Origin of the sequence: Stenotrophomonas sp. pho (assembly GCF_006228405.1) — a bacterium.
Classification (GTDB): Bacteria; Pseudomonadota; Gammaproteobacteria; order Xanthomonadales; family Xanthomonadaceae; genus Stenotrophomonas; species Stenotrophomonas sepilia.
The window spans coordinates 3132009-3152860 of record NZ_CP029759.1; the positions used below are offsets into that span (position 1 = coordinate 3132009).

At 66.7% G+C, this 20852-nt stretch carries 11 protein-coding genes and 8 pseudogenes; 8 read left to right on the plus strand and 11 right to left on the minus strand.

Features of this window, described 5'->3' with window-relative positions; genetic code table 11:
• Positions 1 to 4: 4 nt before the first annotated feature.
• From DL544_RS14790 to prmB, 5 genes and pseudogenes are all read right to left on the minus strand, one after another.
• Positions 5 to 2031 (minus strand): annotated as a pseudogene (locus DL544_RS14790) (FimV/HubP family polar landmark protein).
• A 148-nt stretch (positions 2032 to 2179) separates the two neighbouring features.
• Positions 2180 to 3208 (minus strand): aspartate-semialdehyde dehydrogenase, encoded by a 1029-nt coding sequence (locus DL544_RS14795; protein WP_065179163.1) that lies wholly within the window; start codon positions 3206 to 3208, stop codon positions 2180 to 2182.
• A gap of 89 nt (positions 3209 to 3297) precedes the next feature.
• On the minus strand, positions 3298 to 4335 hold the full coding sequence (locus DL544_RS14800; RefSeq protein WP_065179164.1) for a 2-hydroxyacid dehydrogenase: 1038 nt from the start codon (positions 4333 to 4335) through the stop codon (positions 3298 to 3300).
• Positions 4328 to 5431 carry a chorismate synthase gene (gene aroC / locus DL544_RS14805; protein ID WP_139727425.1) on the minus strand — a complete coding sequence of 368 codons (1104 nt, stop codon included), beginning with the start codon at positions 5429 to 5431 and terminating at the stop codon, positions 4328 to 4330. Before aroC ends, DL544_RS14800 begins: the two co-directional genes overlap by 8 nt.
• Entirely contained in the window at positions 5428 to 6357 is a 930-nt protein-coding gene (prmB, locus tag DL544_RS14810) for a 50S ribosomal protein L3 N(5)-glutamine methyltransferase (protein ID WP_069139585.1), read from the minus strand. The genes aroC and prmB overlap by 4 nt, the downstream gene beginning before the upstream one ends.
• A gap of 121 nt (positions 6358 to 6478) precedes the next feature.
• On the opposite strand from prmB, the pseudogene DL544_RS14815 reads away from it, so the two are divergent.
• Together DL544_RS14815 and asd are read left to right on the plus strand one after the other, a co-directional pair.
• Positions 6479 to 7127, plus strand: a pseudogene (locus DL544_RS14815) (SCO family protein).
• Positions 7124 to 7966, plus strand: a complete 843-nt coding sequence (gene asd / locus DL544_RS14820) for an archaetidylserine decarboxylase (RefSeq protein ID WP_053501139.1) — start codon at positions 7124 to 7126, stop codon at positions 7964 to 7966. Before DL544_RS14815 ends, asd begins: the two are co-directional and overlap by 4 nt.
• A 46-nt stretch (positions 7967 to 8012) precedes the next feature.
• Here the strand turns inward: asd and DL544_RS14825 are convergent, their stop codons facing one another.
• Together DL544_RS14825 and DL544_RS14830 are read right to left on the minus strand one after the other, a co-directional pair.
• On the minus strand, positions 8013 to 8360 hold the full coding sequence (locus tag DL544_RS14825) for a ribonuclease E inhibitor RraB (protein ID WP_139727428.1): 348 nt from the start codon (positions 8358 to 8360) through the stop codon (positions 8013 to 8015).
• Between the two features lie 23 nt (positions 8361 to 8383).
• Positions 8384 to 9993 (minus strand): annotated as a pseudogene (locus tag DL544_RS14830) (transglycosylase SLT domain-containing protein).
• A gap of 122 nt (positions 9994 to 10115) precedes the next feature.
• Between DL544_RS14830 and DL544_RS14835 the strand changes: the two are divergent.
• Positions 10116 to 11620, plus strand: a pseudogene (locus tag DL544_RS14835) (helicase HerA-like domain-containing protein).
• 88 nt (positions 11621 to 11708) lie between these two features.
• A pseudogene (gene greB / locus DL544_RS14840) lies at positions 11709 to 12214 on the plus strand (transcription elongation factor GreB).
• Between the two features lie 86 nt (positions 12215 to 12300).
• Here greB and DL544_RS14845 read toward each other — a convergent pair.
• Together DL544_RS14845 and rimO are read right to left on the minus strand one after the other, a co-directional pair.
• On the minus strand, positions 12301 to 13125 hold the full coding sequence (locus tag DL544_RS14845) for a DUF3025 domain-containing protein (RefSeq protein WP_139727430.1): 825 nt from the start codon (positions 13123 to 13125) through the stop codon (positions 12301 to 12303).
• Positions 13122 to 14482: pseudogene (rimO, locus tag DL544_RS14850) on the minus strand (30S ribosomal protein S12 methylthiotransferase RimO). Before rimO ends, DL544_RS14845 begins: the two are co-directional and overlap by 4 nt.
• Positions 14483 to 14685: 203 nt before the next feature.
• Between rimO and DL544_RS14855 the strand changes: the two are divergent.
• The 3 genes and pseudogenes from DL544_RS14855 to DL544_RS21325 all read left to right on the plus strand — a co-directional run bounded on the left by DL544_RS14855 (position 14686) and on the right by DL544_RS21325 (position 15958).
• A pseudogene (locus DL544_RS14855) lies at positions 14686 to 15356 on the plus strand (dienelactone hydrolase family protein).
• Positions 15353 to 15775: an HIT domain-containing protein gene (locus tag DL544_RS14860; RefSeq protein WP_005418010.1), complete on the plus strand. Its 423-nt coding sequence runs from the start codon at positions 15353 to 15355 to the stop codon at positions 15773 to 15775. The pseudogene DL544_RS14855 and the gene DL544_RS14860 overlap by 4 nt, the downstream one beginning before the upstream one ends.
• 15 nt (positions 15776 to 15790) lie before the next feature.
• Positions 15791 to 15958, plus strand: coding sequence for a LiaI-LiaF-like domain-containing protein (locus DL544_RS21325; RefSeq protein WP_005418011.1), 168 nt, complete (start codon positions 15791 to 15793; stop codon positions 15956 to 15958).
• A gap of 106 nt (positions 15959 to 16064) precedes the next feature.
• On the opposite strand, the gene dcd is transcribed toward DL544_RS21325, so the two are convergent.
• Both dcd and apbC read right to left on the minus strand, forming a co-directional pair.
• Positions 16065 to 16637 (minus strand): dCTP deaminase, encoded by a 573-nt coding sequence (dcd, locus tag DL544_RS14865; RefSeq protein ID WP_005418012.1) that lies wholly within the window; start codon positions 16635 to 16637, stop codon positions 16065 to 16067.
• A gap of 79 nt (positions 16638 to 16716) precedes the next feature.
• Positions 16717 to 17571, minus strand: a complete 855-nt coding sequence (apbC, locus tag DL544_RS14870; protein ID WP_005418013.1) for an iron-sulfur cluster carrier protein ApbC — start codon at positions 17569 to 17571, stop codon at positions 16717 to 16719.
• Between the two features lie 214 nt (positions 17572 to 17785).
• On the opposite strand from apbC, the pseudogene DL544_RS14875 reads away from it, so the two are divergent.
• Positions 17786 to 20573: pseudogene (locus tag DL544_RS14875) on the plus strand (TonB-dependent receptor plug domain-containing protein).
• The last annotated feature ends 279 nt before the right edge of the window (positions 20574 to 20852 follow it).

Below are 20852 nucleotides of genomic sequence, written 5' to 3' on the forward strand. Positions count from 1 at the left end.
TCGATCACGGCAGGCGGGCCAGCAGTTCGCGGGCCTGGGCCTGGCAGTGCAGGTCGCCGCCCTCGGCCACTTCCTGCAGCAACGTTCGCGCGGTCTGGGCATCGCCCAGGTCGAGGTAGGCGATGGCCAGCTCAAGGCGCTCCTGCCCGGCGCGCGGCGCCCAGCCGGCATCGCCGGCCGGCGCCGCAGTACCGTCTTCATGCGGCGCAGCGGCCAGCGCGTCGTGCGGTGCTGCGCCTGAAGCCTCGCCGTCAGGGTGCTCTGCCGGCAGGTCGAACACGCCGCGGAACTGCGGCTGCTGTTCGGCATGCAGCGCGTAGTCCGGCACTGCCACCTCGCCGGGGGCCGCCTGCGCGAGCGGCTCATCCTGCGCTGCGGCGGCCGGCGTGGGATCCTCCTGCGTGAGCACCGGCTCGTCCCAGCGCGGCAGGTCGGTCACTGCCTCGGGCAGCTCCACCACTTCGTCATCGCGCAGCGTCTGCGCCTGCCAGTCAGCCTGGGCGGCGACGTCGGCGACCGGTTCGGCAACCACGTCATCCTGCCCCCCGGTTTCGCTCGCCCAAGCCGGCATCGCCGGCTCCTGGCGGCCCGCTTCGGGCACCACCGACGACCACGAGGACTGCTCGGCCAGGGTATCCAGCGCCGCGCCCGCCGGTACCGCAGCGATCAGACCGGCGGCATCGTCTTCGTCGCGCAGCGGCGGCAGCGGCGATGGCTTGCGACGACGCAGCAGCCAGGCTGCACCGGCCGCCAGCAGCAGCACCGGCAGCCCCAGCCAGTACCACGGCGTTGCCGCATCGCGGGTATCCGGTACCTGCGCCAGGCGCTGCTGCGCGGCGGCCAGGTCGTTGTCCTTCATCGCGATCAGCGACTGCTGCTGTTCCTTGAGTTTTTCCAGGTCGGCGACGCGCTGCTTCAGCTCGCCAATCTCGGCATCGCGGGTCGCGATGTCCTCGCGTGCCTGGCGCAGTTGTTCGTTGCCCAGCATGTCACCCTCGCTGCCGGCTCCAGTGCCGGTGGTTGTGCCCGCGCGCGCGGCGTCGGAAGCCAGCGCCGGGGCGATTTCAAGTCGTGCCCCATTGGCCGCGGCCGGGGAAGAAGCGTTCGTGGTTGCCGCCGCGGCCACCGGGGCGACGGTACCGCCGGTTGCGGCACGGTGCGCGCCTGCCGCCACTGCGCGGCATGCTCGCGCACCAGCGCTGCGGCCTCGGCGGCATCGACCGCCGCCAGTGCATCGCTGCCGGGCATGCGCAGTACGGCGCCTTGCTTGAGCAGGTTGACGTTGCCGCGGATGAAGGCCTCCGGGTTGGCCCGCAGCAGGGCGATCATCGCGCGGTCGCGGCTGACCTGGTTGCCGCGGGCCACCGCGCTGGCGATCTGCGACAGGGTCTGCCCACGCTGGACGATGACGCTGCCATCGGCTGCCTGCGCGGCAGCGGGTGCAGCCCCTGCACGCGGGCGAGCCGATGCAGGTGCCGGCGCTGCCGCAGTGGACGGCGCAGGTGCGCTTGCGCTCTCCGCAGCGGCCGGTGCCGGTGCAACGTCACGGACGATGGTGTTGGAGAGGGTACCGGCCGGCGCGACGATTTCCGGTTCGGCCACCGCCAGTGCGCTCGAGGGCGCATCAACCAGTGCCGAGTATTCGCGCACCAGGCGGCCCTGGCCCCAGTCGGCCTCGATCAGGAAGCTCAGCGACGGGGTTTCGACCGGCGTCTGCGAGGTCACCCGCACCACCGCCCTGCCCTGCGCATTGCGGGTCAGTTCGAACTGCAGCTCGCTGACCAGCCCGGCCGGCCGCTGCAGGCCGACGCGCTCGAAGGTGACCGCAGAGGCCAGCGCGACGCGCAGGTTCTCCAGTTCGGATGGATCGGCCGAGACTACCGGGATTTCGGCCAGCAGGGGCTGGCCCGGCTTGGACAGGACACGGATGTCACCCAAGCCCAGGGCAAGCGCCGAACTGCTGGCCAGGGCCAGCAGCGCGGTGGAAAGATAGAGGAGCGGGCGCTTCGCGCCCCTGGCCCGTTTATTCATGGGCGACACTATAAAGCGTGCGGACCGGGGTCCGCACCCACCGAGGGGACCTTCGGTAGCGCCGGCCGCTGGCCAGCAGACACGCACGCCCACACATCACGGCAATGCCGGCCAGCGGCCGGCACTACCGGTGAGGCAACCGCTGTGATCAGCGCTGCTCGGCGGCGACCAGCTCGGCCAGCTGCACGGCGTTCAGGGCAGCGCCCTTGCGCACGTTGTCCGACACGATCCACAGGTTCAGGCCACGCGGGTGCGACAGGTCCTCGCGGATGCGGCCGACGTACACCGCGTCGGTGCCCGAGGCGTGGGTGACCGGGGTTGGGTAACCACCGGCCTCGTGACGATCCACCACTTCGATGCCCGGCGACTGCTCCAGCAGCGCGCGCGCTTCAGCGACGGTGACCTTGTCGCGGGTCTCGATCGCCACCGACTCGGAGTGGCCGTAGAACACCGGCACGCGCACCGCGGTCGGGTTCACCAGGATGCTGTCGTCACCCAGGATCTTGCGGGTCTCCCAGATCAGCTTCATCTCTTCCTTGGTGAAGCCATTGTCCTGGAAGTCATCGATGTGCGGGATCAGGTTGAAGGCGATCTGCACCGGGAAGCGCTGCGGATCGATCTCCTGGAAGCTGAGCAGCTGGCCGGTCTGCTTGCCCAGTTCCTCCATCGCCGAGCGGCCACCGCCGGACACCGACTGGTAGGTGGACACATTGATGCGCTCGATGCCGTACTTGCGGTGCAGCGGCGCCAGCGCCACCAGCATCTGCATGGTCGAGCAGTTCGGGTTGGCGATGATGCCGCGCGGACGGTTGGCGACCTGTTCCGGGTTGACCTCGGACACCACCAGCGGCACGTCATCGTCGTAACGGAAGGCCGAGGAGTTGTCGATCACCACCGCACCGGCGGCGGCGAACTTCGGTGCGTATTCCTTGGACACGCTGCCGCCAGCCGAGAACAGCGCGATCTCGACACCGGTCGGATCGAAGGTGGCCAGGTCCTGGACCTTGACCTTCTGGCCGTTGAATTCGATCTCGCCACCGGCCGAACGCTCGGAGGCGAGGACGCTCAGGCTACCGACCGGGAAATCACGCTCGGCCAGGATCGACAACATGGTCTCGCCAACGGCGCCGGTGGCACCGACGACGGCGACGTGGAAACTGCGCTGTGCATTGCTCATGGGGAACTCTCACGAAAACTGGAATGGGGAAAAACACGCACGACAGCTGGGTTCGGGGAACCTCCTCAAGCGGAGCGCGCGGAGGTTCCCTATCGTTTCCCGGTTTTTTTGCCCAGCGTCACGCGCGCGGCCATCGCCGCGTCAGCGTTGATCGCGCTCGGCATGCGCGACGGGCCGCCGTCCAGGCCGAGCCCGGCAGCCAGATTATCCACAGCCAGCTGTACCATCGCCGTGCGCGTAGCCAGCGAAGCGCTGCCGATATGCGGAGTGAGCACCACGTTGCGCAGCGCCAGCAGCTCCGGGCGCACCTTCGGCTCGCCCTCGTACACATCCAGGCCGGCGGCAGCCAGGTGGCCGTTGGCCAGCGCTTCGGCCAGCGCCAGTTCGTCGACGATGCCGCCGCGGGCGATGTTCACCAGGGTTGCCGTCGGCTTCATCTTCCCCAGCGCAGCCGCATCGATGATGTGATGCGAGGCCGGCGTGTAGGGCAGCACCGTTACCAGATGGTCGGACTGTGCCAGCAGCGTATCCAGGTCCACGTAGGTCGCGCTGAGCGACGCCTCGGTATCGGCCGGCAACCGTGAACGGTTGTGGTACAGCACCTTCATGCCGAAACCGTGCGCGCCGCGGCGGGCGATGCCCTGGCCGATGCGGCCCATGCCAAGGATGCCCAGCGCGCTGCCATGGACATCCGCGCCCAGCATGGTCTGGAACGACCACTGCTGCCACTGCCCTTCACGCAGCCAGCGCTCGGACTCAGTGATCCGGCGCGCGGTTGCCATCAGCAGCGCGAAACCGAGATCGGCGGTGGTTTCGGTCAACACGTCCGGCGTGTTGCTGGCCAGGATGCCGGCCGCGCTGAGCGCGTCGACATCCAGGTTGTTGTAGCCGACGCCGACATTGGCGATCACCTTCAGCTGCGTGGCATCGGCTACCTGGGCCGCACCGATGCGCTCGTTGAGGGTGATGATCGCGCCGTCGGCGCTGGCCAGCTGTGCGGCGATCTGGTCCGGCGACCAGGCGGTGACGGTGTCGGTGCTGCGCAGCTGCACGCGATCGCGCAGCGGCGCGATGGCCGCCTCGATCAGCGGCTGGCTCACCCACACGGTCGGCCGCGTGTCAGCCATCGATCTGCCCGGGAATGCGCGGGGTGATCGTGCCGACATCGCCGCACTGCGCGCGATGACGCAGCGCCTGGTCCATCAGCACCAGCGCCACCATCGCCTCGGCGATGGGCGTGGCGCGGATGCCGACGCAGGGATCGTGGCGGCCGGTGGTGACCACCTCGACCACGTTGCCGGCCGTATCCAGCGACGGGCCCGGCAGGCGCAGGCTGGACGTCGGCTTCAGGGCGATCGACGTGACGACCGGCTGACCGGTGGAGATGCCACCGAGGATGCCGCCGGCATGGTTGCTGGCGAAGCCCTGCGGCGTCAGCAGGTCACGGTGCTCGGTGCCCTTCTGCGCGGCGCTGGCGAATCCGTCGCCGATCTCCACGCCCTTCACCGCATTGATGCTCATCAGCGCAGCGGCCAGTTCGCCGTCAAGCTTGCCGTAGATCGGCTCGCCCCAGCCCGGCGGCACGTTGTCGGCGACCACGTCCACGCGCGCACCGACCGAGTCGCCAGACTTGCGCAGCGCATCCATGTACGCCTCCAGCTCCGGCACCTGTGCGGCGTGCGGCCAGAAGAACGGATTGTCTTCCACCGCCGACCAGTCGAAACCGGCCGGGGTGATGTCGCCCAGCTGCGACAGGTAGCCACGCACGGTCACGCCGAAGCGCTCGGCCAGCCACTTCTTGGCGACCACGCCGGCGGCCACGCGCATGGTGGTCTCGCGTGCCGAGGAACGGCCACCGCCACGCGGATCGCGGATGCCGTACTTGTGCCAGTAACTGTAGTCGGCATGGCCCGGGCGGAACTGCTGGCCGATGTTGGCGTAATCCTTGCTGCGCTGGTCGGTGTTGCGGATCAGCAGCGCGATCGGAGTGCCGGTGGTCAGGCCCTCGTATACGCCGGACAGGATCTCGACCTCGTCGGCCTCGCGCCGCGCGGAAGTGTGCCGGCTCTTGCCAGTCGCACGGCGCTGCAGGTCGTGGGCGAATTCGGTCGCGTCCAGCGCCAGCCCCGGAGGGCAGCCATCAATCACGCAGCCGATGGCCGGCCCGTGCGACTCGCCGAACGTGGTGACGGTGAACAGCTTGCCGAACGAATTGGAGCTCACGGGCGCTGCGCCGCCAGTTCGGTGATGCGTGCGCTGTGGGCGATCAGCTCGCGGCATTCGACCGCGAAGATGCCCATCTGGCCGACCTTGAACTCGATCCAGGAAAAATCGACTTCCGGCAGCAGCTTGACCAGATGCTGTTCGGACTCACCCACTTCACAGATCAGCAGACCGTCTTCGCTCAGGTGCAGCGGGGCATCGCGCAGGATCTTCAGCACCAGGTCCAGGCCATCGTCACCGGCACGCAGGCCCATTTCCGGCTCGTAGGAATACTCCTGCGGGAGGGCATCAGTCTCGTCGTTGGTGACGTACGGCGGGTTGGTGACGATCAGGTCGTAGTGGCGGCCGGTCAGGCCATTGAACAGGTCCGACTTGATCAGGGTAACGTTGTGCGCCTGCAGGCGCTCCTTGTTCTCCTCGGCCAGCGACAGTGCGTCGTCACTCAGGTCGACGCCGTCCACTTCCCAGTTCGGGTAGTAGTGGCCCATGGCGATGGCGATGCAGCCCGAACCGGTGCAAAGATCCAGCGCGCGGCTGACATCGCGGCCGGCCAGCCACGGTTCGAAACCACATTCGATCAGTTCGGCGATCGGCGAGCGCGGCACCAGCGCGCGCGTGTCACTCTTGAAGCTCAGGCCGGCGAACCAGGCCTCACCGGTCAGGTAGGCAGCGGGGATGCGTTCGTCGATGCGACGCTGGAACAGTTCCAGCACGCGCAGCTTTTCGGCCTGCAGCAGGCGTGCCTGGCCGTAGGCCGGGCCGAGGTCGTGCGGCAGGTGCAGGCTGTGCAGCACCAGCTGGGTTGCCTCATCCAGCGCATTGTCGTAGCTGTGCCCGAAGGTCAGCCCGGCTTCGTTGAAACGGCTGGTGCCGTAGCGGATCAGATCGATGATCGTGTGGAGTTCGGCGGCCGTTTCAGCGGTCATGGCGGTACTGCGGGCAAAGTGGCCCCGATTATAGGGGCTGGCGCCCGCGGCAGCATCCGTTGCGGCGGAAACGATCGGGCCGCAGCCGGTATGATGGAGCCCATTTCGCGTGGGAGCCCCCATGTTCAATCGCAATGCCGGCATCATCCTGCTGATCGCCCTGGCGGCGGGGCTTGGCCTGCTCGCCGCCCAGCAGGTGTTCGCGCCGAAGCCGCCGGCCAACGCCCGGCCACCGAAGCGATCACCCTGTACCCGCAGCCGCGTGAACTGCCCGACTTCAACCTGGCCCAGTCCGACGGCACCCGCCTGATCCCGGGCGAACTGAAGGGCCACTGGACCCTGGTGTTCCTGGGCTTCACCTTCTGCCCGGACGTCTGCCCGACCACCCTGGCCGAGCTGGCCGGCGCGCAGAACCAGTGGGAGGCCCTGCCCGATGGCCTGCGCCCGCGCGTGCTGTTCATCTCGGTCGACCCGGACCGCGACAGCGCCACCCGCCTGGGCGAGTACGTGCACGGCTTCCATAAGGACACCCTGGCCGCCACCGCCGATATCCCCTCGCTGGAGCGCTTCGCCACCTCGCTGGGTTTCGTGTTCCAGAAAGTGCCGGGCAAGCATTTCGACGAAAACCCCGAGGATTACACCGTCGAGCATTCGGCCAGCCTGGCCGTGCTCGACCCGCAGGGCCGCCTTGCCGGCCTGGTGCGCCCCCGTTCAATGCGCCGGCGATCGCCCGCGACCTGCAGAAGCTGACCGAGAAAACCGCCCCATGAGCCTCACCACCGCCCTGACGTACGCCCTGCCCCATCGCCTGCTGTCCTCGATGGCACGCTCGCTGGCGTACTCGGACGATCCGCGCGTGTCGCGCTGGCTGATCGACACCGTCACCCGCAAGTTCAACGTCAACCTGGACGAAGCGGCCAACCCGGACCCGCGCAGCTATGCGACCTTCAACCAGTTCTTCACCCGCGCGCTGAAGCCGGGCGCGCGCGTGGCCGATGCCGATCCGCGCAGCCTGGTGATGCCGGCCGACGGCCGCATCAGCCAGCTGGGGAAGATCGAGGCCGGCCGCATCTTCCAGGCCAAGGGCCAGTCGTTCACCGCCGCCGAGCTGCTGGGCAGCGACGAGGATGCCAAGCCGTACAACGACGGTCTGTACGCCACCGTGTACCTGTCGCCGCGCGACTACCACCGCGTGCACATGCCGTGGACCGGCACCCTGCGTGAAACCGTGCACGTGCCAGGACGCCTGTTCAGTGTCGGTCCTGCGGCCGTCAACGGGGTGCCGCGCCTGTTCGCCCGCAACGAGCGCCTGGTCTGCCACTTCGACACCAGCTTCGGCCCGATGGTCAGCGTGATGGTTGGCGCGCTGCTGGTATCCGGCGTGGAAACCGTGTGGAGCGGCGAGGAGATCCCGGCCTACGGCGATCGCATCACCCGCAAGGACTACCGCGGCCAGGGCATCAAGCTGGAGCGTTTCGCCGAGATGGCACGCTTCAATTACGGCTCGACCGTGGTGGTGCTGCTGCCGCCGGGCGTGGCCGAATTCGCACCGCAGCTGGGCGCCGAGAGCCCTGTGCAGCTGGGCCAGGCCCTGGCAAAGCTGCGCTGACAAAAAAGGGGATGCCGGCCAGCGGCCGGCACTACCGGTACGCGCGTTACTGCAGGACCGGTGCTGGGCCGACGTCCATGCCGTCGTAGTCTTCCACGCCGTGCTCCGCCGCCAGCGCCGCGAATTCCTGGTTGCGGCGGTCCAGCGAGGCTTCGTCGTGGATTTCCACCCGCTCCACGTGCAGCACGTGGAACGAGGCGTCGCCCTCTTCCGGTTCCTGCTCGAAGAGTTCCACGAACGTGTAGCCCTGCGCCTGCAGGTGCTGGGCCAGCGCCTGCAGCGGCTCGGCACTGGCGTGGACGAAGAAATACCCCCACAGCAACGGGCCGTTGATGTCCCAGTCGGTGTTTTCGCGGAGGTTGGCGAACAGGTTGCGGGTGTCTTCGAGATCCATGCGGGTTCCAGGGGTCGGGGGAATTACTTGTCGCAGCCCTGCAGCTTCAGCGTCTGGCCGTGGCGCAGGCTGTAGGCCGGTGCCTTCAGGCCGTTGGCGCGGGCCAGGGTCGGCAGGTCGCACTGGAACTTGGCGGCGATGGCGCCCAGGGTCTCCCCCGGCCCACCTTGTGGCTGCGCACCGGCTTCGGGCGCGCCGCCGGTGCCGGGCGTGGCGTCGACACCGGCGCCACCGGTGCGGTCGGCACGCTGGTGGATGCAGCCGCGTCGGCCACCGGCACCACGCCGCCCACCGCCACGCTGCCGGTATAGCTCGCCACGGCCGGGCGCTTGATCGCCGCGTTGAGATCAGCGGTGATCAACGTGCGGGCCAGGTCGGCACGCGGGCCACTGACGCAGTTGCGCTGGTACAGGCCGGCGATGCGGGTGGTGGCATTGATCAGCGTGCCGGCCGGAATCCAGCCATCGGCCTCATAGCGCGGGTTGAGGTTGCGCAGCGCACGCATGTAGCCATCGCGGGTACCGTGGCTGCCCAGGCAGATGGTCAGTTCGTAGATGGTGGTCGACTTGGCCAGGCGCAGCGTGGCCGGCTGCGCGCTGATCTTCGGGAACTCCACGCCGTACTGCTGCGGGTGCAGGAAGATCCAGGCCGCGGCGATCACCATCGGCACGTAGTCCTTGGTCTCGCCCGGGAACTGGTTGTAGACGCTGTCGGTCCAGAAGCTCTGCCCACCGCTCTGCTTGAACACGCGTGCGGCACGGCCTTCACCACCGTTGTAGGCGGCCACCGACATTTCCACGTTGTTGTTCAGTTCGCGCAGGCGCTCGTTGAGGTAGCTGGCGCTGGCTTCAGCGGCGCTGCGCGCGTCGAAGCGGGTATCGAAGCCGGTGCCGTCCGGGCCCAGGCCGAAACGGCGGCCGGTGGCCGGCATGAACTGCATCAGGCCGGCGGCGCCGGCGCGCGAGGAAGCATGCACACGGCCGTTGGATTCCTTGGCCATGATCCCGAACAGCAGCGCCTCGGGCAGGCCGCGCTTTTCCCACTCCGGCCACATCACCGCGCGCAGGTTCTGGTAATTCTCGTAGCTGGTCAGCAGCGCCGGTCGCATGTCGGTCAGCCAGCGACGGATGCCGGCCTGCACCGCCGGGTTGTACTCGACCATGCTGTCGAAGGCGTGCCGTTTGTCGTTCAACAGCGCGGCAGCGCGCGCGGCCTCGGGCACGTCGGCGGTGAGGGGGCCGATGTGGTCCGGGTCGGCTTCCAGACGGTCACCGCCCTCATCGGCCACGTCATCGCTGGCGGCGGCATCGGCGTCGTGCTTGAGCAGGCGCTTGTAGCTGGCCAGCAGGGTCCCCATCTGGCAGCCCTTCTGCTTGACGCAGTCGTTGAGGACATCTTCCATGTCCTCCAGCGCGGCATCGGCTTCGTTGCTGCCCTTGGGATCGGCGTTGGCGACCAGCAGCAGGGCATCGCCGTAGCGCTTTTCGGCGGCGGTCATGCGCTGCTGCAGCGCATCCACCTTCACCTTGTCCCGGGCCGAAACCCGCTGTGCGTGGGCGTCGGGCGCCAGGGAAACCAGGCCGGCCAGGGCCAGCAGCGGCCAACCGCGGGAAATCAGGACAGGAACGGGCATTGATGGCACTGTGTGCGAAACAGGCAGGCAGAGTAGCGGCGCCGCCAAGGTCCGGGCAAGCCGACCTTCGGACCGTCACTGCCGGCGGTTAACATTGGGCTATTCATCACAAGGGCTGGACCATGGATCCGATTCTGCTCGGCAAAGGCATTACCGACGATGTTGCCGTCACCCTGCTGCCGAAACTCGGCAACCGCCACGGCCTGGTGGCCGGCGCCACCGGTACCGGCAAGACCGTGACCCTGATGACCTTGGCCGAGGGCTTCTCGCGACGGGGCGTGCCGGTGTTCCTGGCCGATGTGAAGGGCGATGTCTCCGGCCTGGCCGTGCCCGGCACCGGCGCAGAAAACCTGCTCCAGCGTGCCGCCGAGATCGGCGTGGCCGACTATGCGCCGGCCGCCAGCCCCACCATCTTCTGGGACCTGTACGGCAAGCTGGGCCACCCGGTGCGCACCACGGTCAGCGAGATGGGCCCGACCCTGCTGTCGCGCATCCTCGAATTGAACGACACCCAGGCCGGGGTACTCGACATCGTATTCAAGCTGGCCGACGACCGCGGCCTGCTGCTGCTGGACATGGACGACCTGCGCGCCCTGCTCGGCCTGGTTGCCGAGGAGCGCAAGGACATTTCCACCGAGTACGGCCTGGTCAGTGCGCAGTCGATCGCGGCGATCCAGCGTTCGGTGCTGCGCCTGGCGCAGGACGGTGGCGAGAATTTCTTCGGCGAACCGGCACTTGAACTGGCCGACATCATGCGGGTCAACCACGACGGCCGCGGCATGATCGGCATCCTCGCCGCCGACCAGCTGGTGCTCAAGCCCAAGCTCTATTCCACTTTCCTGCTGTGGCTGCTGTCGGAACTGTTCGAGCAGCTGCCGGAAGTGGGCGACCTGGACAAGCCGAAGCTGGTCTTCATCTTCGACGAGGCGCACCTGCTGTTCGATGATGCACCGCCGTCGCTGGTGCAGCGCATCGAGCAGGTGGTGCGCCTGATCCGTTCCAAGGGCGTGGGCGTGTACTTCTGCTCGCAGTTCCCCGACGACGTGCCGGGCAATATTCTCGGCCAGCTGGGCAATCGCGTTCAGCACGCACTGCGTGCGTTCACCCCGCGCGACCAGAAGGCGGTGAAAACCGCGGCCGAGACGTTCGTGCCGAATCCGAAGCTGGACGTGGCCAAGGTGCTGAGCCAGCTCGGCACCGGTGAGGCACTGGTATCCACGCTGCAGGACAAGGGCGTGCCGATGCCCGTGCAGCAGACGTTGATCGCGCCGCCGCGCTGCCGGATGGGACCGATCACCGAGGCCGAGCGTGCACAGGTACGCGCCGGCAGCCCGGTCGGCAGCCGCTACGACACCGCGATCAACCGCGAATCGGCCGCCGAACTGCTGGCCCAGCGCGCGCAGAAGAGCATCGAGCAGGCACAGGCGCCGGCCGCGCGCAGCCGCGAGCAGGACGAAGCTCAGGAAGGGGGTTCGGCCAGGCCATCAAGGATGCGATCTTCGGCACCAAGCGCCGCCAGGGCATGATCGAAACCATGGCCAAGCAGACCACGCGCACTGTCGGCACCAAGCTGGGCAACCAGATCGTGCGCGGCATCCTCGGTGGCATCTTCGGCGGCAAGCGCTAGCTGCCCCTGCTGGGGTCAGAGCCCTTTCCGCTGGAAAGGGATCTGACCCTGCTCTCTCATTCGTCATCCAGAAAAGAAGTCGTATTGCATGTCCCGTTGGCGTCCCCCCGCAGAAAAAAGCACCGCCCTGATCACCGCTTCCGGGCATGCGCGACTGAAGGCCGAACTGGATGAGCTATGGCGCGTGCGCCGCCCGGAAGTGGTGAAAGCGCTCGCCGCCGCTGCAGCAGAAGGCGACCGTTCCGAAAACGCCGAGTACACCTACCGCAAGAAGCAACTGGGCGAGATCGACCGCCGCGTGCGCTACCTGACCAAGCGGCTGGAATCGCTGCGCGTGGTCGATACGACGCCAACCGATCCGCTCGCAGTGTTCTTCGGCGCGTGGGTGGAACTGGAGAACGTGGACAGCGGCGACACCAGCCGCTATCGCATTGTCGGCCCGGATGAGACCGATGCGGGCCTGGGCTGGATCAGCATCGATTCCCCCTGGCGCGTGCGCTGCTGAAGAAGCGGCTGGATGATGAGTTCTCGGTGGAGCTGCCCGGCGGGCAGTTCACCTTTGCAGTGATCGGCGTGGAGTACGAGCCTATGTAGCGTCGAGCCATGCCCGACCTCGCCGCCGTTGTAGAGCCGAGCCCATGCTCGGCTGATGGGCAACGCAGCCGAGCATGGGCTCGGCTCTACAACGGTGGCGGGTACGTGCGCCCTGCACGAGGCGGGCGGAAATAGTCGGCATTGCGGTAGAAGGCAGAATCCTGCACGTCATGCCAGCCGGGAACACCGGCCAATGGTAACGGCCGCAGCTGAAGCGGATCGGTCACTGCCCTGCCCTCGGCAATGGCAGCGCTCACCACGTCGACACAGGCGGCTTCGACATCGCCCTGCACCACCACGCACTTGCCGACCAGCAATCGCCCCGGCAGCAGGGCCTGTTCCATCAGCGCATGCCCGAATACCACAGTGATGGCGATGTCACCGCTCTGCCAGTTCACCGGGTCAAACAACGCGGGCCAGTCGTGTGCATCCCAGGCAGCCAGCAGTGAGTCATCGCGCACACGCACGATCACGCCGGTTTCGTCGAACTGGGTCAAGGCGGCCTGCGCGCGATTGCGCTGGCCGGGTGGCATCGCCTCGATATGCAGGCACTGCCGCACGTTGAGCGCGCGCTTCAGCTGCGGCTGTGAGGCCCACACCAGCGCATTGAACAGGTCGTGCCAGTTGCCGGCACGGGTGGCGATGCGTCCCTGCGCGATACGCGCCTCATAATGCAGGCCATCGGCCAGCAGCGCGGCGTCCTGTTCAACCAGGCGCTTGCCAGGCACGGCCAGACGTGCATCGAGCGCCGCGATGGACGGCCATGCGATGCCGTCCAGCAGGTCACGGAAGTCCTGAAGCCCGGCAAACAGCGGGTGCTCGAACCGCCGTGCAGCTACCGCCGCACGTGGCGGCGGTACGAAGCGCCGTGAACCACCGCCGTTGCCGGTGGCGGCCGTCGCTGCGATCACAGCACCTTGAGGTCGAACGCCGGACGGGGGCGGCCGCCAGCGCGTCACCGTACAGGTCATGCTCGTCGCTCTCGGTGATCTCCACGTCGACGAATTCGCCCACGCGCAGCGGCACCTGGTCGGCATTCTGGATGTGCACCAGGCCGTCGATCTCCGGGGCATCGGCCTTGGAGCGGGCCACGGCGATGTCGCCTTCGATGGCGTCGACCAGGCACTGCTGCACGGTGCCGATCTTGGCTTCCAGGCGCGCGGCGGAAATCTGCGCCTGCTTCTCCATGAAACGGGCCAGGCGTTCCTGCTTCACCTCTTCCGGCACGGCGTCAGGCAGGTCGTTGGCGGTGGCACCCTCGACCGGCGAGTAGGCGAACGCACCGACGCGATCCAGCTGCGCTTCGTCAAGGAACGACAGCAGTTCCTCGAACTCGGCTTCGGTCTCGCCCGGGAAGCCGACGATGAAGGTCGAACGCACAGTGATGTCCGGCGCGATACGGCGCCAGTTCTGCACGCGCTCCAGGGTCTTCTCCACCGCGCCGGGGCGCTTCATCAGGCGCAGGATGCGCGGGCTGGCGTGCTGGAACGGGATATCCAGGTACGGCAGGATGCGATTCTCGGCCATCAACGGCACCACTTCGTCCACGTGCGGATACGGGTACACGTAGTGCATGCGCACCCATGCATCCAGCTCCGACAGGCCTTCGCACAGCGCCTTCAAACGGGTCTGGTAGGCCTTGTCGCGCCACATCTTCTCGGCGTACTTCACGTCCACGCCGTAGGCCGAGGTGTCCTGCGAAACCACCAGCAGCTCACGCACGCCACCACGCACCAGGCGCTCGGCTTCGCGCAGCACCTCATCCACCGGGCGCGAAACCAGCTTGCCGCGCATCGACGGAATGATGCAGAAGCTGCATTTGTGGTTGCAGCCTTCGGAAATCTTCAGGTACGCGTAGTGGCGCGGGGTCAGCTTGATACCGTAGTCGGGCACCAGGTCCACGAACGGATCGTGCTTGGGCGGCAGTGCTTCATGCACCGCTTCCATCACGCTCTGGTAATCCTGCGGGCCGGACACCGCCAGCACGTTGGGGTACGCCTCGCGGATCTGCTCCGGGCGCTTGCCCAGGCAGCCGGTGACGATGACCTTGCCGTTCTGGTTCATCGCTTCGCCAATCGCGTCCAGCGACTCGGTCACCGCAGAATCGATGAAGCCGCAGGTGTTGACCACCACCACGTCGGCCGAATCGTAGGACGGGACGATGTCGTAGCCTTCCGAACGGAGCTGGGTGAGGATGCGCTCGGAATCGACGAGGGCCTTCGGGCAGCCAAGGCTGACGAAGCCGACTTTGGGGTTCAGCTGGGACATGGAATCGCGGGACTCTGGGGGCCGGGGCCCCTGCCGTCGTGGCAGGGGTTCCTGGGGGCCGGGGCCTGAAAGGGCGCCAGTATACCGGGGTTGGCGGCCGCGCTCTGAATGGCCAGCCGCCCGATCCCGCACAGCCGCTGACATCGCGCTAACCCATGCAGCACCGACAATGCCGTTCTGTTCCCCACAACGAGATGGAAACGATGGCCGAGTGGATCACCCTGGATACGCATCACGGCCCGGTACGGGCCTGGCAGGCCCTGCCGGAAGGCACGCGCGCGGCGGCCTGGTGGTGGTGCAGGAAATCTTCGGCGCCAATCCGCATATCCGCAGCGTGGCCGAGCGCTTCGCGGCGGAAGGCTATGCGGTGCTGGCGCCCTCGTTCTTTGACCTGCTCGATGGCCCCGACGCCGATCCGGACGCGCTGCCCTACGACGCCGACGGCGTGAAGCAGGGCCTGGAACGGGTCGGCGCGCTGGGCATGGAGCGGGCGCTGGAAGTGGTCCGCGCGGCGGCCACCCGGCTGGCCCCCTACGGCAAGGTGGGCACCGTCGGCTACTGCTGGGGCGGCACGGTGGCGATGCTGTCCGCAGTGCGCCTGGGGCTGCCGTCGGTCAGCTACTACGGCGCCCGCAACGTCCAGTTCCTTGATGAGACACCCAAGGCGCCGGTGATCTTCCACTTCGGCGCCCAGGACCGCAGCATCCCACCGGAAGCCGTGCAGGCCCACCGCGAGAAGCTGCCGCAGATGGCCACCTACGTCTATCCGGCCGATCATGCCTTCAACCGGGAGGTCGGACATGCGTATGATCCAGACAGCGCCGCCCTGGCGCTGCAACGCACCCTGGACTTCTTCTCGGAGCATCTTGGATGAGCGAATTCGAACTCGATTCACGCCTGGCCGCCGATAGCGTGCTGGTGGCGGAAGGACCGTTGTCGCAAGTGCGGCTGATGAACGACGAACGATTCCCCTGGCTGGTGCTGGTACCGCGCCTGGCCGGGGTCACCGAGTGGATCGAGCTGGACGGCGAGCAGCAGGACAAGCTCCGCACCGAGCTCAACCGCGCCTGCAAGGCCCTGAAGGGCTCCGACGGGGTGGAAAAGATCAACATCGGGGCGCTGGGCAATATCGTGCGCCAGCTGCATTTCCATGTGATCGGCCGCCACGACGGTGATCCGGCCTGGCCGGGCCCGGTCTGGGGCAGCGGCCCGGCGCACCGCTACGAGCCGGCGGCGCTGGACCAGCATGTCGCCTACTGGAAGGAACGGCTAGGATATCCGGCCCTGTCCTGAGCCTTCGCCGACCCGATGCGATTCAACCTCGTTGCCGCCGTCCTGCTGATCCTGATCGGCCTGTTCATGCTCGCCAGCAATCTCGGCTGGACGCACCTGAACCTGTCCAAGCTGCTGCTGACCTGGTGGCCGGTGGCCCTGGTGGGTGTCGGCATCGCGATGCTGTTCGGTCGCGGCAAATAAGGAAGGCGGCGCATTGCGCCGCCTTCCTTCATGTGGAGCCGGGCCATGCTCGGCTGCCCTGCCTTGAAGCCGAGCATGGCTCGGCTCTACAGATCGCCTGCAATCTTCAGGTCCGCGGCAGGGTCACGCCGGTCTGGCCCTGGTACTTGCCGCCACGGTCGCGGTACGACGTCTCGCAGATGTCATCGGCGGCCGCCTGGAAGAACAGCATCTGCGCCACGCCTTCGTTGGCGTAGATGCGCGCCGGCAGCGGCGTGGTGTTGCTGAATTCCAGGGTGACGTGGCCTTCCCATTCCGGCTCCAGCGGCGTCACGTTGACGATGATGCCGCAGCGCGCGTAGGTGCTCTTGCCCAGGCACACCACCAGGGTATCGCGCGGAATGCGGAAGTACTCCACGGTACGCGCCAGCGCGAAGCTGTTCGGCGGGATGATGCACTCATCGCCGACGATATCCACGAAGCTGCCCGGATCGAAGTGCTTGGGATCGACGATCGTCGAGTTGATGTTGGTGAACACCTTGAACTCGCGCGAGCAGCGCACGTCATAGCCATAGCTGGACGTGCCATAGCTGACGATGCGCTGGCCGTTGGCCTGCTTGACCTGCCCGGCCTCGAACGGCTCGATCATGCCGTGCTGCTCGGACATGCGGCGGATCCAACGGTCACTCTTGATGCTCATGCTTTGTCCTGGGGGGTACGAGGGGGCGCGAGGATTCTAGCAGGGGGCCGGCCTGCGCCGGCGGCCCCTGCCCCGGCACTTACAGCAGCGAGGACAGGATCGGGATCGAGGCCCGCGGGCGCTTGCCGACTTCCTCGATCAGGCGCTGCGCGGCATGGCGGTAGGCCTGGGCCGGTGCCGAATCCGGCTGGGCCACGGTGATCGGCGTGCCTGCATCGCCCTGCTCGCGGATGCCGATCTGCAGCGGCAGCGACCCCAGCAGCGGCACGCCGTACTGCGCGGCCATGCGCTCGCCGCCACCCTCGCCGAACAGGTGCTCGATGTGCCCGCAGCTGCTGCACGTGTGCACCGCCATGTTCTCGACGATGCCCAGCACCGGCACCTCGACCTTCTCGAACATCTTCAGCGCCTTCTTCGCATCCAGCGTGGCGATGTCCTGCGGCGTGGTGACGATCACCGCACCGGCCAGCGGAATCTTCTGGGTCAGGGTCAGCTGGATGTCACCCGTGCCCGGCGGCAGGTCGATCAGCAGGAAATCCAGGTCGTCCCACAGGGTATCGTTGAACAGCTGGGTCATCGCCGAGGTGGCCATCGGGCCGCGCCAGATCATCGGGGTGTCTTCTTCGATCAGGTAGCCGATCGACATGGTGTCCACGCCGAACGCACGCAGAGGCTCGATGCTCTTGTTGTCCGGGCTTTCCGGGCGGCCGGACAGCCCCAGCATGGCCGGCACGCTGGGGCCGTAAATGTCGGCGTCGAGCACGCCCACCCGCGCACCGAGCTGCTGCAGCGCCACGGCCAGGTTCACCGAGGTGGTGGACTTGCCGACGCCGCCCTTGCCCGAACCGACCGCGATGACATTGCGGATGCGGGCATGCGGCGTAAGTCCCTTCTGGACCTGGCTGGCATGGGGACGGCGGGGAGAACTGTTCACAACGAGCACCGGCGGAGTCAGGGGAATAACCCGACATCATACAAGCTGGACGTAACCTGACTGAAATTCAGGATTGCGACGGATTCGTGCACAGATTGTTAAGTTCATGTTACGTTCGATCAGCACTGTTTTGAGCTGCGGAGCCCGTTGTTCCGGCCCGCGCGATGGCGCATGCGCAGTGCCGTTTTTGTTTTTTGCTCTCCATTGGAACTACATGAAACACGTCAGCAATACCGCACGTCGCAACACGCTCGCCGTCGCCCTGATTTCCGCTCTGATGGCCGCCTCCCGGCAATGGCCCAGGACAAGGCGACCAACCTGGACAAGATCACCGTCACCGGTTCGCTGATCCCGCAGACCCAGGTCGAAACCCAGACCCCGGTGATGTCCATCACCGCCGAAGACATCCAGACCCGCGGCTTCAGCAGTGTTGCTGAAGTGCTGCAGCAGTCATCGCTGACCACCGGCGGCCTGCAGGGTGGCCAGACCTCGGGTGCGTTCACCCAGGGCGCCGAAGCCGCCGGCATGTTCGGCCTGAATCCGGGCTACACCAAGTACCTGATCAACGGCCGCCCGATGCTCTCGTATCCGGCGCTGTACAACGGCAGCGAGTCGTTCAACAACATCAGCGGCATTCCGATCGACATCGTCGAGCGCATCGAAGTCCTGCCGGGCGGCCAGTCGTCGCTGTATGGCTCGGACGCGATCGCCGGCGTGGTCAACATCATCCTGAAGGAACGCATGGACGGCGGCACGATGTCGATCCGTGGCGGCACCTACACCGAAGGTGGTGGCAGCAACATCCGCTTCAGCGCCGCCAAGGGCTTCAACGCGTTCGACGACCGCTTCCACGCCCTGGTCAACGTGCAGATCGAAAACGGCAGCCCGATCTGGGGCTACCAGCGTGACATCACCAAGCAGAACAACCCGGTCGGTTACACCGCGCAGCTGCCGTCGAACGACTTTGCTGTCATCGGCAACGCCGACAACAAGCTGTACATGATGGACCCGACCCGCTGCGCCAACGTGGCAGGCCTGTACGACGGCACCACCACCGTCGGCAAGCGTGCATCGGGCGAATCGTGCGGCTCGGTGTACAGCGCCGGCTACAAGACCCTGAAGAACGGCAAGAACAGCGGCCAGTTCTACTCGTCGATGACCTTCGACGTGAACGACAACTTCCAGCTGTTCGCCGACGTGCTGTACAGCAAGGAAAAGACCGAATTCACCTCCGGCTCCAGCGCCCTGTGGTGGGGCACCAAGTCGGTGATGGGCGGCTTCTACGACCAGGGCCTGGGCAAGGTCGTGAACCTGCAGCGCGCCTTCGCGCCGGAAGAAATCGGCCCGGGCCACTACAACAACATCCTGAACTCCGATGAGAGCCGTTCCTACCAGGTCACCCTGGGCGGCAAGGGCATGGTCGGCGACTGGGACTACAGCGCCAGCTTCACCCGCGGCGAATACCGTCTGGACCAGAACCGCTTCGCGCGCTGGAAGGACAAGATCGAAGGCTTCTTCGGCGACACCGTGCTGGGCCCGCGCCTGGGCACCACTGCTGATGGCTTCGGCATCTACAACCCGAACTACACCGCCTTCTACTCGCCGATCACCCCGGACCAGTTCGCCAGCTTCACCGGCTATGGCACCCACCGCAGCAAGACCTGGCAGAACCTCGGTCGCGTGCAGGTGACCAACGGTTCGCTGTTCTCCCTGCCGGGCGGCGACGCCGGCCTGGCCGTCGTGCTGGAAGGCGGCAGCGAGGGTTGGGATTACTCGCCCGACCAGGCCTTCGTCGATGGCAACGCGTGGGGCGCCAGCGCCGTGGCCGGTGCCGGCCACCGCAGCAACTACGCGGTGACCAGCGAACTGCGCATGCCGGTGTTCGAGTCGCTGACCATCAGCGCCTCGGGCCGCTATGACGCCTTCAAGATCGCCGACAAGACCGTCGACAAGGCCACCTACAGCATCGGCCTGGAATACCGTCCGGTGGAAAGCCTGCTGCTGCGCGGCAAGTACGGCACCGCGTTCCGCGCGCCGACCCTGTCCGATGCCTTCCAGGGCATGAGCGGCTCGTTCGCCTCCGGCCAGAACGACTACTACCGCTGCAGCCAGATGGGTTACGCGCTGCGTGACGAAGCCTGCTCGTTCTACAAGACCACCTCGGTGTACAGCGAAAAGTCCGGCAACCCGGACCTGAAGCCGATCACCGCCGACGTGTGGAGCGCAGGCGTGGTGTGGGCCCCGGTGAGCAACTTCTCGCTGTCGGTCGACTACTACAACTGGAAGATCAAGAACGAGGTCAAGACCCTGAGCACCGACCAGCTGCTGCTGGCCGAGTACCAGTGCCACAACGGCCTGCCGAACAACACCTCGGCCAGCTGCCAGAACGTGACCGACTGGGTGACCCGCGACGCCGGTGGCAACCTGACCCGCGTGTACACCCGAAGCTCAACGTGGCCAGCCAAAACCTGGAAGCGGTGACCGTCGGTGCCAAGTACCAGCAGGACCTGGGCCGCTTCGGTTCGCTGATGTTCTCCGGCAACTACACCAACATGCTCAAGCGTGAAGTGGTGGCCCTGCCGGGTGCGCAGAAGCTGGACCTGCTGAGCGATCCGTACAACATGTGGTACTACGACAACTTCGCCAAGGTACGCGGCGACGTGTCGGTGGGCTGGGCCATCTCCAAGTTCACCACCACCGTGTACGCGAACTACGTCGGCAGCACCCCGAACTACCTGGCCTACACCGGCCGCAGCTACGACTACGTCCACTCCTCCGGCGCCAAGGCCGGCAAGTGGGGCTCGTACACCACGTACAACATGAGCCTGAACTACCAGGCACAGGACGATCTGACCCTGTCGCTGATGGTCAACAACGTGTTCAACAAGCTGCCGGAAGGCCAGCGCTACAACTACCCGGGCAACGAATCGACCCCGTTCAACGACGGCTTCTACAGCGTCTACGGCCGTCAGATCTCGGCCCAGGTCAAGTACGACTTCTAATCCCGTCGTATCCCGGACCGCGTGTCTGGACCAGGCCCCGCTTCGGCGGGGCCTTTTTTTTGCACCACTGCGCCCCACCCTCCCGTCCGGCCTGTAGCAGAAAGTGTGATCCACAGCGCACAAACATCCAGGTTCCCGGCAGCGCTGATCCAAGGCAACGCATTGATCTACAGGGCATATCCGCAATGCCGACATGCTCCCTTGCACGCCGCCATCTTTTGAAACATGCCAAAACAAATCGCCTTATCCATTGATTCGTAAGCGTTTTTTCATTTCCCA